Source organism: Kordia jejudonensis, from assembly GCF_001005315.1.
Classification (GTDB): Bacteria; Bacteroidota; Bacteroidia; order Flavobacteriales; family Flavobacteriaceae; genus Kordia; species Kordia jejudonensis.
Genome location: NZ_LBMG01000004.1, coordinates 145,378 through 160,852, shown reverse-complemented (window position 1 = coordinate 160,852; position 15,475 = coordinate 145,378). Strand labels below are relative to the sequence as shown.

General features: G+C 34.9%; 12 protein-coding genes. 11 read left to right on the top strand and 1 reads right to left on the bottom strand.

Features of this window, described 5'->3' with window-relative positions:
* Nucleotides 1–15 precede the first annotated feature (15 nt).
* The 6 genes from AA089_RS03430 (at nt 16) to AA089_RS03405 (ending at nt 9,368) form a co-directional block, all read left to right on the top strand.
* Nucleotides 16–1,677: a T9SS type A sorting domain-containing protein gene (locus AA089_RS03430; protein ID WP_162200405.1), complete on the top strand. Its 1,662-nt coding sequence runs from the start codon at nt 16–18 to the stop codon at nt 1,675–1,677.
* A gap of 7 nt (nt 1,678–1,684) precedes the next feature.
* Nucleotides 1,685–3,463: a hypothetical protein gene (locus tag AA089_RS03425; protein ID WP_156168883.1), complete on the top strand. Its 1,779-nt coding sequence runs from the start codon at nt 1,685–1,687 to the stop codon at nt 3,461–3,463.
* 10 nt (nt 3,464–3,473) lie between these two features.
* Nucleotides 3,474–4,439, top strand: coding sequence for a hypothetical protein (locus tag AA089_RS03420; RefSeq protein WP_046755508.1), 966 nt, complete (start codon nt 3,474–3,476; stop codon nt 4,437–4,439).
* A 200-nt stretch (nt 4,440–4,639) separates the two neighbouring features.
* Nucleotides 4,640–7,438: a CHAT domain-containing protein gene (locus tag AA089_RS03415; RefSeq protein ID WP_046755507.1), complete on the top strand. Its 2,799-nt coding sequence runs from the start codon at nt 4,640–4,642 to the stop codon at nt 7,436–7,438.
* A gap of 77 nt (nt 7,439–7,515) precedes the next feature.
* Nucleotides 7,516–8,346, top strand: coding sequence for a DUF2971 domain-containing protein (locus tag AA089_RS03410; protein ID WP_046755506.1), 831 nt, complete (start codon nt 7,516–7,518; stop codon nt 8,344–8,346).
* A gap of 74 nt (nt 8,347–8,420) precedes the next feature.
* Complete coding sequence (locus tag AA089_RS03405) at nt 8,421–9,368, top strand: hypothetical protein (protein ID WP_046755505.1); 948 nt, start codon at nt 8,421–8,423, stop codon at nt 9,366–9,368.
* Nucleotides 9,369–9,727: 359 nt separating this feature from the next.
* Here the strand turns inward: AA089_RS03405 and AA089_RS03400 are convergent, their stop codons facing one another.
* The gene (locus AA089_RS03400; protein ID WP_046755504.1) at nt 9,728–11,587 is read right to left on the bottom strand and encodes a M1 family metallopeptidase; all 1,860 of its coding nucleotides are present in this window, start codon (nt 11,585–11,587) and stop codon (nt 9,728–9,730) included.
* 170 nt (nt 11,588–11,757) lie between these two features.
* Between AA089_RS03400 and AA089_RS03395 the strand changes: the two genes are divergently transcribed.
* The 5 genes from AA089_RS03395 to AA089_RS03385 all read left to right on the top strand — a co-directional run bounded on the left by AA089_RS03395 (nt 11,758) and on the right by AA089_RS03385 (nt 15,369).
* Nucleotides 11,758–11,943: a hypothetical protein gene (locus AA089_RS03395; protein ID WP_046755503.1), complete on the top strand. Its 186-nt coding sequence runs from the start codon at nt 11,758–11,760 to the stop codon at nt 11,941–11,943.
* Between the two features lie 24 nt (nt 11,944–11,967).
* Entirely contained in the window at nt 11,968–12,249 is a 282-nt protein-coding gene (locus tag AA089_RS03390) for a hypothetical protein (protein ID WP_046755502.1), read from the top strand.
* A 36-nt stretch (nt 12,250–12,285) separates the two neighbouring features.
* Nucleotides 12,286–12,453, top strand: coding sequence for a hypothetical protein (locus AA089_RS24520; RefSeq protein ID WP_156168882.1), 168 nt, complete (start codon nt 12,286–12,288; stop codon nt 12,451–12,453).
* A 62-nt stretch (nt 12,454–12,515) separates the two neighbouring features.
* On the top strand, nt 12,516–12,695 hold the full coding sequence (locus AA089_RS24515) for a hypothetical protein (protein WP_156168881.1): 180 nt from the start codon (nt 12,516–12,518) through the stop codon (nt 12,693–12,695).
* Nucleotides 12,696–12,837: 142 nt separating this feature from the next.
* Nucleotides 12,838–15,369 (top strand): PIG-L family deacetylase, encoded by a 2,532-nt coding sequence (locus AA089_RS03385; protein ID WP_046755501.1) that lies wholly within the window; start codon nt 12,838–12,840, stop codon nt 15,367–15,369.
* Nucleotides 15,370–15,475 lie beyond the last annotated feature (106 nt).

The window sequence follows — 15,475 nt, the reverse complement described above, 5'->3', positions numbered from 1 at the left end:
CTAATCAAAACAAGTATGAAAAAAATACTACTCACAATTTTACTATGTACAGCATTTCAAATACATGCACAATATACGTTTGATCAAATTGATATTTGGGCAGGAAGCAACGGAAGTGCGCCAAAATACCTCACGGAATTAAATGGACAATTGTACTTTCAGGCTTCCGAAATTACACCTTCATTTAAAAAACTATACAAAAGTGACGGAACTGCCGCAGGAACACAAATTGTTGCTACAAACCTAAATAGTGGCGCAGGATATTCGCCCGAATCGTTTTATGTAATGAATGGCGAACTATATTTTTCAGCGTTTGTTTCTGGTATTGGACAAGAATTATACAAAACCGACGGAACCGATGCAGGAACGGTTTTGCTGAAAGATATCAGAACAGGTTCGTCAAGTGGTTTGGATTTTAATTCGAATGATGACAATCAACTATTTGTAGAATACAATGGAGAATTATATTTCCGCGGAAGCACCAATTCGTCTATAGAACTTTGGAAAACAGACGGAACCGAAGTTGGAACAGTTTCCGTAAAAAACTTTGAAGCTGCTACCAACGGCGCACCAACATTTATGACAAAACCTGGGAAAAATATCTTAGGTGTTGTGTATAACGGATTGTTATATTTTTATGTAAATCGTGGCGGAAATGGCGAATTGTGGAAAACCGACGGAACAACTGCGAATACAGTATTGGTACGAAGTAATTTGAATTTAATTTCAGAAATGATTGTGTTTAATAACGAATTGCTTTTTGTTGCTGAAGATAATACTTCGCCTGAAGGTCGCGAATTGTGGAAAACCGACGGAACCTTTGCAGGAACAACGATAAAACACGATATTTTCCCTAATAATCTGAATCCTGCATTTGGTTTAGGAAGCAATCCTTCGTATTTGACCATTTTTAATAACGAACTCTATTTTAAAGCTCGAAGCTACAACGGAACATCAGGACAAATCATTGGTTCGGAACTTTGGAAAACCGATGGAACTACGGCAAGTTTGGTCAAAGATATTGATACGGACAATCTTGCGAGCGGCTTGGGCATTCCGAACTTTACCATTTATAATAACGAATTGTACTTTGCCGCTTCTGACAATAGCACTTCTGATTTTGAATTGTGGAAAACCGACGGAACCGAAAGTGGAACAGTCAAAGTAATTTCGGCAACTGACACAGGAGAATCTATAGAATTTTTAAAAGCGGTTGTGTATGCTAACAAACTCTTCTATTTTGATTCACAACAATTGTGGGTTACCAACGGAACACCTGCGGGAACAGAAGTGCTGACAGGAAACTCGGAAGAAATTTTACTAATTTCCTCTTTCTCACTTCTTGAATATCAAAACAAACTTTGGTTTGCTGGCACAAAATCTGGAAACGGAAACGAACTGACAAGTCTCACAGATGCAAGCGTTTTGAGTACTACAAATTTTGAAACAACTGCTATACAAATGTATCCAAATCCTACATCAAACAGGATTCGCTTTTCTGGTATGCAGGAATCATTTCGCTACGAAATTTATGATGTATTAGGAAATTTGATCACAAAAGGAAACTTGAAAAATTCGCAATCGCTGATTGATGTTTCAACAATGAACACAGGAATGTACGTAGTTAATATTGCTTCCAAAACTCATACAAAAACCTTTAAATTACTTAAAAACTAACGTACCAATGAAAACACGATTTTCACTTCTTATCCTGATTTTTTTCTGCGTCATAAGTTCATTTTCACAAACACGCGGTATCAATTACAAAGCCGTGATAACAGATAATAGCGGACTTCCGTTGGCAAATCAAGCGGTTACCATTCAATTTACCATTTTGGAAGGAAATATGGCGACGAATGAAGTATATAAAGAATCACACACAACTACTACGGATACAAACGGAATTGTGATTGTAAACATTGGTAAAGGCGTGAATATTTCTGGAGATTTTCAAACTATCAATTGGGGATTTGACACACATTTTGTCAAAACAGAAATAAATACAGGAAGTGGTTTGGTCGATTTTGGTACAACCGAATTTAAAACGGTTCCGTATGCGTTACATGCTGAAACTGTCAGTGCCACTGGTGAAATGAGTCCTTTTTCAGAAGCAATTCCAAACAGAATCAGCGCTACAAACACAGTTGCCGATTTTGTGGTAGGAAGTACAAGTACAGAAGATGAAAATAATATCAATTTAGATGCACGATTATTTTTTGACAAATCGAAAGCAGCATTTAGAGCTGGCACAGTAGATGGCGTACAGTGGAATGATGGCAGTCGCGGTTTGTATTCGTTTGCAGCAGGAAGAAATACTAGAGCAAGTGGCGTTGGTACGACTGCTTTTGGTAAAGACACACAAGCATTAATTTCGTATGCTACCGCTTTGGGCGACGGAACCATTGCAAGCGGTTATGCATCTTTGGTGGTTGGTGTTGGTACCAAATCAAACAATTCAAGTCAGTTTGTAAATGGTACGTTTAATAAAGAAGATAGCAGTGCTTCGCTCATTGTAGGGAATGGAACTAGCGATACCGAACGTCAAAATGCCTTTGTGGTAAAAACCAATGGAAGTATTATTGTAGGCTCCAATCAATTTGAAAACGATTTTTCGACGACAAATGATGATTCACGATTGTTTTTTGACAAAAGTAAAGCTGCTTTACGATCTGGAACAACCGATGCAGGATTTTTTAATTCTTCCTATTGGAATGATGCCAATGTTGGTACAAATTCTGTTGCTTTTGGCTACAATACCATCGCTTCGGGAGACAATTCTGTGGCAACGGGAACCAACACAATTGCTTCAGGAACCAACTCAGTTGCTGTAGGACGACTCAATGAAGATGATGCGAATGCCTTATTTATGGTGGGAAATGGTTATATAGGACCTTTTAGTGCAGAATTCAGAACAACCGCTTTAAAAGTAATGCAAAATGGAACTGTAAATATTGATGCTTTATCAGGAACGGGAACGCGAAATGTAAAAGTTACGGCTACTGGCGATTTGGTTGCAAGTACTACAAGTACTAAAAATTATACCATGGGTCCGTATGATTTTGAAGCAAGTGCTTCGAGTACGCAATTAAATCGAAGTTTTCTCTTTGTAAACATTTCGGACTCCACACCTGAAAAAGCAATTATAGCTCCTGTTCATTTACCCGATGGCGCTACAATTACGGGATATACTATTACATATTTGGACAATTCTACAAATACAAATCTGCAATGTGTTTTGTATCGTATTCCAGCTAGCACAGACAATATAATTTATCCTTTAGGTTTGTATAACACTTCTGGAAATGTTAGCAGCAACAGAATACAAGTAATTACAGGACTGTCTGAAGTTGTTGACAATGCAAATAATATATACATTTTTAGAGTAATTCCTCGAAGTGGACAAAATTGGGATGCACCACTTACAAATATTCGTTCAGTACAAATTCAATATCAAGAAAATTAACATGCTTCTCATGAAAAACATCATCTATATTTCTATATTTTTTGTTTGCTTCTGTACTTCTGGACAACAACTTTTAAAAAGTAGTATTGATAGCGGTGGCGATACTAATACTGCTGGAAACTTACGAATCGTCTATAGTTTGGGAGAAACGTTCACGAAAGAACACGAAGGAACTATACATGTTTCAGAAGGTTTTATCAATGCAAAATTTAACATTAAAATAAGTCCGATTGTCTTTTTACAAGGTCCATTATTAAATCCAACAACTGTAGGTTTAATGAATGATATTTTACGTTCAAATAGTTATATACCAACCACAAGTCCATACGGAGATAATGCTACTGTAAATGCTTCTGTATTTGATACGACTGGAACTGATGCAATTGTCGATTGGATTTGGATCGAATTAAGATCAGAAAATGATCCCACAAAAGTAATTGCATCTACATCTGCCTTATTGCAACGCGACGGAGATGTAGTGGCATTAGATGGAACATCAACCGTACTATTGAATGCGTCACCAGGCAATCATCATGTAGTTATCAAACATCGCAATCATTTAGGTGCTATGTCTGCAACCCCAATTACGTTAGTTAAAGATGTGACAACTACCGTTAATTTTACAGATAATTCATTTGTAACTTTTGGATCGCATGCGCAAGTACTATTAGCAAGCAATGTCATGGCTCTCTGGACTGGAAATGTGAATGGAGATACAACCATTCAATATTCGGGCACTACGCCAGATATTCCTAGTATTTTATCAGAAGTGCTAAATGACGCTGGCAATTTTCTTAACTTTCCAACATACGTAGTCAACGGATACAACATTCATGATGTCAATATGGATGGAAAAACGCAGTATACAGGAAACGAGCCAGATTCTCCCATCATTCTTCAAAATGTATTAGCACATCCAGGGAATTTTTTAAACTTTACTACCTATCAAATACAAGAACAATTACCCGAAAACTAAACGTAAAATTTCAAATATGTCTGATTTTCAAGTGGCTAGTTGTTACATATATAAATGGTTTAAATCTATAATGAACACAAAACCATTCACAAACAAAATAACGCATTTCATACATAAATAGCGTAATCTCATAAAGTATCTATTCAATATTTGTGAAAGAATATGTAAATTGAAGAAGATTCCCTAAAATAACCAACTTTGTGAAAAAAATTATACGTTGTATTATTATTTTATTCATAACATTCTCGCATGCTTTACTTTATGCGCAGGAAACAGTACATTCTTTTCTAAACCAAACGGAAACAATTTACAACGCGGGAAACTATCAAAAATCATTAGAACTTAGTGAAAAAGCAATTGATACACTTACGGATGCAACTATACATTCGGATAGTTTGGCTGTTGCCAGATTGTACTTTTACAAAGGCGCATCCGAATATTATTTGCAACGCTTTGTAGCTTCTATCAACTCTTACAATGCTGGAATTCAGCTGTGTCCAAATACTGATAAAGGCACAAATTATAAAGCAGAATTGTTATATGAACGTGCTTTTTCACAATATGAATTAGGCGATTACTTGTATGCACACGAAAGCTCAAAAGAAGCAGCATTGTTGATGAATACTGTCAAAAATCCAAATTACGATTATTTACTTTCCATTTACGCCGATGTTGCAGCAAGTGCCGCCGCGTTAGGATTTCAAAAAGAAGCTAACAACTATCTAACCAAAGCTAAAAAAGTATACACTGAACATAAAAATGAAATGGTTGTAACTGCTGAAGAAGCTTCAAAACCTATATTGTTTGCCTACAAAGCCATTGAAATTATCCAAAGTAAAACCGTGATCAACACGTATGATATTACATTAATCCAACAACAGATTCAACATTTAGAAACCATACAGCGACAGCGAAAATTTAATGCTGCCGAACAACGGATGTATGCGGTTTCCTTAAACTTTTTAGGCGATGCGTATTTGCGAAATAAACAAAGTACAACGGCTGATTACAACAAGGCACTTTCAGCACTAGACAAAGCATTAAAAGTAGTTCCAAAGGATTTTCTTGCCAATCACAAACCGCAATTTCAGTTTAACAAAGTAAAAGCATACAAACTTCAAAAAAAGTACAACAAAGCCTTGCGATTACTAAATTCTGTATTAAAACAATTGTCTAAAAATGACACACGTCTCTCCTATTTTGAAGCGGAAAAAGCAAATATATTATTGGCGCTAAATAATAAAACGGAAGCACTAGAAGCATTACAAAAATCAATTGGATACATTCACAAGGACACAATTGCGTTGAAAAATGACTTTTCTAACTTTACACCGAGCTTTGATATCAATGAAACTGGTTTATTGGTCGAAATGGCAACTACGATTGTACAACGATATCCAAAAGATTCAACTGTACTTGCGTTTGCGGCAAACATGTACAAATTAGGATTGAATCAATTTGAAAATTGCTATCGTGAAGAAACCTTCAATACGAAACTTACAAACTATTACGAAACAGCAATTGGCGGAATTTTAAAACTGAAAAAACTCGGTTATGGCTATCAAGATTTCAATTTAGAAAAACTTCTAAACACAATGGAAGTCATTGAAAATCGTTTGGTATGGAAACAATTTCAACAAAGTAGATTGCTAAATACGCTAACTATCTCTGATGATCTTTTAGAAAAAGAACGCTTGATACGAAGACAATTGGTGCTGGCGCGAAAACAAAAAGACAAAGCCGCAATTTTTGAAAACACTTCACAATTAGCATCGCTTTTAGAAACATTACAAAGTGAATTTCCATACATTTCTGCGTTTGCGTTTGAAAACTTTGACATACAAACAATTCAGGCACAATTGAGCGACACGAAAGCAATTGTGAAATACAAAAGAATTGAAAATCAATTTTATGCCTTCTACATTACAAAAACTGCAATTGATTTTTACGAAGTTGAAAACAACGACGAATCCTTAGTTCCGTCCATAGAAAATTTTTATTCTCAACTGAGCAATCAGCATGAAGATAAAGTATTGGCAAGAGTGTTACATCAAAAACTACTTCCTATGAATGATGATGCAATTACCGAATACACCATCATTCCTGACGATGTATTGCATTACATTCCTTTTGAAACGTTGGTAACGCCAAATGTAAAATATCTCATTGAAGATGTGTCTATTCATTATGCAACGCATTTGGTATTTGTTCATGACAATGTTGACGCACGTACAAACGTCAAAAATGAAAACATACTTGTATTTACACCAACCTATACAGACAAAATAGCAAGTACAGATGAAATTGCTTTTCGCGATCAAAATTTCCGTTTGTTAGGTGCCGAAAAAGAATCGGAACTGCTTTCTACTATTTTCCCAAGTACACTTTTTGAATCGATATTGGCAACAAAAGACAACTTTATCAAATATTCGCCAAAGGCAAAAATTATTCACTTGGCAATGCATGCCAATATTGACAACGAAACGCCTGAGTTGAGTCACTTACTATTCAATGAAAAAAATCAAGATTCCAAATTATATATTGAAGAATTATACGGCTTGCATTTACACGCAGATTTAGCAGTATTAAGCGCTTGCAACACAGGAAAAGGTTCGTTGGACGCTTCACAAGGAATGGTTTCACTAAACCGAGCATTTACAATGGCTGGCGTTCCTTCTACTTTAGCGAGTTTATGGGAAGTTCCGGATAAAGTAACACAAGGAATCATGGTTGATTTCTACCAAAATCTCAAAAAAGGAGAAAGCAAAACAATGGCACTTCGCAATGCTAAAATTAAATATTTAAAAGATACCGATGATGCCAATTTCCAAATGCCATTCTATTGGGCAGGATTTGTATTGCATGGCGATATCACTCCTATTCTGCTAGAAAAAGACTCACCCAATAATTTTATCTGCATCATTGCATTTATTTTACTGTTGATTATTGGATTTATCGTCCGATCGCGATTGAAAACAAACACATTGAAATTGTTTTAATTTACACAAACGTCTTCGTTTTTCTTTTTTGTTAAACTGAATTATTATAGATTTATTGAAATATATAATATCGAAATATGGCTACTTTAACTTTGGCAGATTCAATAGAATTCGAAGAAAATAAAACACTTTATCATTACACTTCGTTAACCACTGCAATCGAACATATTCTTCCCACGCATTCATTAAGATTATCACCATTGTCTTCCGTATCAGACCCGATGGAAAATAATATTCCAATCCCATGGTTTTCAAGTTTTGGTTATTCTAATGATTGTGAAAGGTTAACGTCAAATATTGACGGAAATAGTATATCTAAGAAAGTGAAAAAATATTATGAGAGTTTACGGCAATTGTGTTTGTGCAGAAATGCTAAAATTGATTTTGAAGGTCAGTATATGGGTGTTTTTGAACCAATTGATCATTTCGGATTTTCTAAACCAAGAATGTGGGATCAATATGGAGATAAATATAAAGGTATTTGCATAGCTTTGTCTCGCACTAAATTAGAAAAACAATTATCTGCTGAGTTTGACATAATAAATGTGAAATACCATAAGAGTGATTTCTTTAGGACAAATCTAGATAATTCATCTATAGATTTAAATCAAGTTGAAAAATTAGGAGAAGAAGCTTATTTAGAATCAAAATTAAAATCCGAATTAAAAAAAATTGGAGAAAAGCATAATGATTACAGGGATGAAAACGAATGTAAGGTAATTATATCTTCAGAAAATAATTATGAATTTATCAATATCAGTGAATGTATTCAAGCCATATTTATTACAGATAAACTAAATTACGTTTATGAATCTTTACTTAAAAGTATGGCTAACGATTTTAATGTTCCACTTATAAAACTTTCAATAGATCGTTTTGGAATAAATCATAAGGTTTTGGAGAGTTAAAATTTTCAAAACCTTTACACTTTGTTAAACCGTATTGTGTTATCGTCGTTTTTAAATATCTTTATAGAAAAACAATGAAAGCCATCTCCAAACAACTCATTTTTGCTGCAATTATACTTGTAGGAACTATCATTGCGTGTTCAAATGTAAAGAATGACACAACAACTGAAACTACTGAAACTACTGAAAAAGTTGTAGAAATAAACGAACCTGCACAGCCAACTTCGGAAGCTTTTAACAACTATTGGTATAACGGAACTGCAGAAATTACTTCTTTTGAATTGGAACAATCTCGCTATGGCGAAATTCACAAAGGAAAAGCGGTGTTGATTTATGTAACGGAAGATTTCAATCCTGAAAAACAAGTCAAAGCCGATCAACGTCGTGATAACAATGTTCCCGTTTTAAAGCTAAATAGTACTAAAAAATTCTACACAGGAATTTATCCGTACAGTGTCATGACCAGTACTTTTTATCCTGTAGACAATAACAAACACGCTATCAAAGTAACATCTTCTATGCAAGAATGGTGTGGACATGTGTTTACGCAATTAAACAACAGAACACAATTTGACATCCAATCGTATTCGTATTTTGAAAGTGAATCTGATCAAAAGTTTTCCATGGAAAAAACTATTTTAGAAGACGAATTATGGACAAAACTCAGAATAGATCCTTCGAAATTACCTGTAGGAACACAACAAATAGTCCCTGCGTTGGAAACCTTGCGTATGAAACATATTCCGCTAAAAGCGTATGAAGCCAACGCTACATTGACCAATTCGGGAACAACTTCTACATACACATTAGTTTACCCTAAACTGAATAGAAAATTAGCAATAAACTTCAACACTAGCTTTCCGCACGATATATTGAGTTGGACAGCAACTTCCACAAGCGGTTATGGTAATAATTCGAAAAATTTAACAACTAAAGCGACGAGAATCAAGCAGTTGAAAACACCATATTGGTCAAAAAATAGTGTAAAAGATAGCGTTCTGCGCAAAGAATTAGGTTTGTAAATCCTACAAAAACAAGCAATTGGCAACAGCAATCGTATAGTTGTTATATGGTAAAACCGTAATCAAATCAATCAAAATTTCACGATCTTTAAGTGTAATAATCTGATAAATTAATTACTAAATATTTAAGTCATATTCCACGCTTAATCTACTTGGCTTGAATATCTCATTTTAAGAAGGATAAAATATGCCCTTATTTTATCCTTTTTTTTAGTGAAACTCAGTTTTGAAAAGCCTTGTGCTGAACTTGATTCAGTATCTCAGACGAATTCAATTTGGATTCCTGCCTACGCAGGAATGACAGATAGTTTTTAATTGTCGAATCTTTCAATCCTTCAATCTTTTAATCTTTTAATCTTTCAATTAATACCCAACATCTCATCAATCGTATTCACCGTAACTGAATGATAATTTGGACGTGCTTTTTCATAAATACGTTTAGCATCTTCTAGCCTATTATTACGTTTTAATGCTTTATAAATAGTAGACACATACCAACGACGACCTACAGTCATCAAGAAATCTTCCATGCGTTGGTCTACATTATTTCCATGATAATCATGATTAATTGCTTGTTCAAACCAAACCATGGCAATATAGGAATTAGACGCATTTGAAAAATCGCAAGCTTCGTCTAACTTTTCAAACAATCCATCGTAAAGTTTCTCAGGAATATTTCTAATAAAATGAATTTTTTGCTGAATATTCCAATCTTGTTCACAAACGTTGCTTGCTGTAATAGTTTTGTATTGCCAATCTGAAAGTACGTTATCAACTTCTTTGAATTTATCTGATTTTATTTTAGCAGCATTTCCAGGAATTCCAGCTTTGTACACCCAAGTATCAACATTAAAATCGATATTGTTTTTTTGTAATAATTCAGCATTCAAATACGTGATGAATTTCTCTGTAGTCATGGTAGAAAACGCATGTGTATTGAAATATTCCTTTAAAAAAGCGTCCATTTTAGCACGTCCGACAGTTTCTTCCAACGTCCGTAAAAACAAATAGCCTTTATCATAAGCGATACTATTCATGCCATCATCAGGATTTTTTCCTTTCAAATCGAGTTTCAAATGTGTCGCTTCAGGCTGATTTCTAAAATTTTTAATTTCATCCGATAAATCCTGTCGCCCAATTGAAGCCAACATGTTTGCATATTCTTTTCCGTACAACGCTTCCATGATGCGCATTTCAAAATATACCGTAAAACCTTCGTTCAACCAGAAATCATTCCAAGTAGCGTTGGTAACCAAATTTCCAGACCATGAATGTGCCAATTCGTGCGCTATCAAACTTGTTAAACTACGATCGCCCGCAATTACCGTTGGTGTCGCAAATGTCAAACGTGGATTTTCCATGCCGCCAAACGGAAAACTAGGTGGCAAAACCACTACATCAAACTGATCCCAAGCATACGTTCCGTATAAACTTTCTGCCGCATTGACCATTTTTTCCATATCAGCAAACTCGTAATGTACTTTTTCAATCATTGACTTTTCAGCATATACACCTGTTCGTGGACTAATTTCTTTATACACTAAATCTCCAACAGCTAACGCAATTAAATATGGAGAAATTGGTTGTTTCATCTTAAAACTATATTGACCATTTTCACTTTTTTCTTTCGGATTTTCCGCACTCATAATTGCCAACAACTCTTTTGGCACTTGTACGGTAGCATTATAGGTCAATCGAATTTGTGGACTATCTTGGATCGGAATCCATGTTCGAGTCAAAATTGCTTGTCCTTGTGTGAGTAAAAACGGAAACTCTTTATCAGCCGTTTGTTGTGGATTTAAAAACTGTAATGCTTCAGTTTTATCCGTCGTTTCATACGTAATGGCTACTTCTTTCGAATCTGTTGCAATAGGAATTGATAACGATTGTCCTAGCACGGCATCATTCGCGCCAAGCGTAAACTGTACCTCGTTTCCATCAACCGTTGCTTTTTGAATCTTTAAGTTTTTAACATCAAAAACAATGGCGGTTCCTGCATAGTTTTCTATCGTGTACGTTGCGGTTCCCGTGATGATTTTTTTATCAAAATTAACATCAATATCTAATTGTAAATGTTTGGCAACAGCTTCATTTGGCTTTGCATACGAATGTGTATCAGTAGCGTATGTTGGCATTTCTTTCGTTTCTTTTTCAGGTTGTTCACAACTACTTAACAAACAAATGAGTAAAAATAGTGCGGTGTTTTTTAATAATTTCATAGCGATGGAATACGTAAGTATGGTTTTAATATGATTCGCTTCAAAACTACACAAATTATTCAGATTATACGTAAAACTTACAATTGCTAACTGTTAAGTACGGCTTTTCCGTAACAGGTTCTGAATCATTTTTTATACATTTTCATCATTAACCAAAAAATTATAAAATCATGTTAACAAACATTTTAAACGTTAAGGGAGTTGAAAAACTAGACAAGAATCAGCAAAAAGACGTTAATGGCGGACGTCGTCCTATTTGTGGAGGAACTGGTGGACTTCCAATTAACTGGCCACAAGATCGCTGCTTTGGCTACGGAATTGTATGGCAAAACGGGCAATGTTATGCGTGTTACTAATCATTTTTTTTAAAACTTAAACTCATGAAAAAAAGAAATTTAAAAGTATTAAAGCTTAATAAGAACTCAATTTCTAATTTAGAAACGAAAGCCGTAAAAGGTGGATATCAATCTGAAAATGGCTCCTGCTTTTGGCAAGATTGTCCATCTAGAGATCCTGATTTTATGAGCGATTGTTACTGTCCGTACGAAGGTGGCGGCGGAAACAATACCAATAACTGTCAAACACAAGCCAATTGTGGTTCAAACAATTCATGTGCGTGGGAAGATTGTATGGAATCAATGCCAAACGGCGGCGGTTGTTAAGACAAAATTTTTAAGTGAATCTAAAACATAAAAATTATGAAAAAAAGAAACATTAAAAATTTAAAACTCAACAAAGAATCAATTTCCAACCTTAAAATTACAGCATTAAAAGGTGGAAAAAACACAAATGATATTGAATTATGTGGAACTGATATAAACTCTTGTTATTGGCTAGTATGCCCTTTTACACAACAGGAAGAATAGCATTGACAACTTATAAAATTACAGAACACTAATTCTTACTATAATTTATAAATCAAAAACTCATGAAAAAAAAGAATCTTAAAAATTTAAAACTCAACAAAAAGTCTATTTCTAACATGAAAACTTCTTCGCCTTTTGGCGGACGCGGTTCTAACAATAGACAATGTTACTCAGAAGAAAGACCAACAGTCTGCTATTGGGTTGCAGGTTGTGAAAGTGCTCGACGAACACTATGCTGTTAATGACGATCACAAAACTCATGTAAGCGAACTTCGGTTCGCTTTTTTTATATGCTACATTTAGGGAAAGTTAAAGAACGTTAAAAAGTATATTTCTATAATGAACTTTTCTATTTTTGAAGTTACTTGAACCAAAAATTTTCCAATGAGAAAACTAATACTGTTTATTTTAGTAATTTGTGCCTTTGTTTCAACAAGTACAGCACAAAAACCTGATAAACTTTCCTCCAACCAAATCTACGAGAAAGTACAAAAACTCAACTTTTTAGGTTCTGCATTATACATTGCAGCACATCCAGATGATGAAAATACACGATTGATTGCCTATTTATCAAATAACGTAAAAGCACGTACCGCTTATTTATCACTTACGCGTGGCGATGGAGGACAAAACTTAATTGGTCCAGAAATTCGTGAACAATTAGGCGTTATTCGTACGCAAGAATTATTGGCTGCTCGCCGTGTAGATGGCGGACAACAATTATTTACACGTGCTAATGATTTTGGCTATTCAAAACATCCAGATGAAACCTTAGACATTTGGAATAAAGATGAAGTGCTAAGTGATGTCGTTTGGGCAATCCGAAAATTTAAACCTGATGTAATTATCAATCGTTTTGATCATAGAACACCTGGAAGAACGCACGGACATCATACAACTTCGGCGATGTTGAGTATGGAAGCGTTTGACTTGGCTGGCGATAAAAAGGCGTATGCTTCACAACTTTCAAACTATGAAGCTTGGCAACCAACACGTTTGTTTTTTAATACCTCTTGGTGGTTTTACGGAAGCCGTGAAAAGTTTGAAAAAGCAGATAAAAGCAAGATGCTCAATTTTGATATTGGTGTATACTATCCGCTAAAAGGATTGTCAAACAACGAATTGGCTTCTATAGCAAGCAGTCAACATTTATGTCAAGGTTTTGGTCGATTGACTTCACGCGGAACACAACAAGAATATGTAGAATTTTTAAAAGGAGATTTTCCCGAAGATAAAAGCAATATCTTTTCAGGAATTGATACAACTTGGAATCGTGTAAACGGTGGAAAAGCCATCGGAAACATCTTAACACATATTGAAGCAAATTTCAATTTTGTGAATCCTGCATCACATCTGCCAAAATTGATGGAAGCATATGGGATGATTCAAAACTTAGAAGATGAACACTGGAAAACGATTAAATTAGCAGAAATTGAAGGCATTATTCAGGCTTGCGCCGGATTGTACTTAGAAGCTTCCGCATCGGAATCAAGTGCAACACCAAGAGCTAGTGTTAAAGTGAATATTGAAGCCTTAAACAGAAGTACTGCAAACATCAAACTAAACAGTGTTACTTCTACTATAGACAAGAAAACTACCACAAAAACGCTTCCGTTAAAATCAAATCAGAAAGAAAATTTCACATTAGATATTAACCTAGCTACAGACGACTATTCTGCGCCATATTGGTTGTATGAAAAAGGAACGTTGGGCATGTATAAGGTGGACGATCAACACTTGCGTGGATTGCCTGAAACACCAAGACCCACACTCTTAAAATTCAATCTTACCATTGCTGGAAAGCCTATTACCATTACAAAACCTGTAATTTATCGGTATTCAAAACCAGATAAAGGCGAATTGTATCAACCATTTGAAATTCTACCTGAAGTAACTGCCGATTTTGAAGATAAAGTATTGATTTTTTCATCAAACGAAGCAAGAGAAATTCCTGTAACAGTAATCGCTGGAAAAGATAATATCGACGGATATGTATCAATAAAACATCCGTATAGTTGGCAAGTATTTCCAAAAAAGCAAAAAGTTACTATTGCACAAAAAGGTGATAAAGCAACGTTGATGTTTACCGTAATTCCGCCAGCAACGCAAAGCGAAGGAATTTTAACACCTGAAGTGTATATTGGCGATAAAAAATATACCAAAGCATTGAGCGAAATAGCATACGATCATATTCCGAAACAATCGGTTTTATTACCATCGGAAACGAAAGTTGTTCGTTTAGATATTCAAAAAAGTGGACAATATATTGGATACATTCAAGGTGCTGGAGATGCAATTCCTGAGAGTTTACGCCAAATTGGATACGATGTGATGGTAATTGATCCTGCAACAATTGATGCCAATTCGTTAAAAGATTTTGATGCCATTGTTATCGGAATTAGAGCTTATAATACGGTTGACGAATTAAAATTTAAACAAAAATATATCTTAGATTATGTAAAAAATGGTGGAAATGTCATTGTGCAATACAATACAAACAGACGAATAAAAGTAGATCGCGACCAGTTGGCGCCGTATAAATTATCGCTTTCCAGAGATCGTGTCACAGATGAAACGGCTGCTGTAGAAATTATTGCAAAAGACCATTCTATTGTAAACTTTCCAAACAAAATTGAAGCAAAAGATTTTGACAATTGGGTGCAAGAACGCGGATTGTACTTTCCAAACGAATGGGGAAGCGAGTTTACACCAATACTTTCCATGAACGACAAAAACGAGTCTGCAAAAACAGGAAGTTTGTTAGTTGCCAAATACGGAAAAGGAAATTACATCTACACAGGATTGAGTTTCTTCCGCGAATTACCTGCGGGCGTTCCTGGAGCTTACAAACTATTTACCAATATGATTTCTGTTGGACAAACACAAATTGTAAAGCAATCGCAACTAAAAAACTAACGTATGGAAAATGAAAAATTTGTCTGGAAAAAAATGTACACCGTCATTTTGATTGCCAATTTGATGTACATCGTTTTATTTTACATACTTATGAATATTTTCTCCT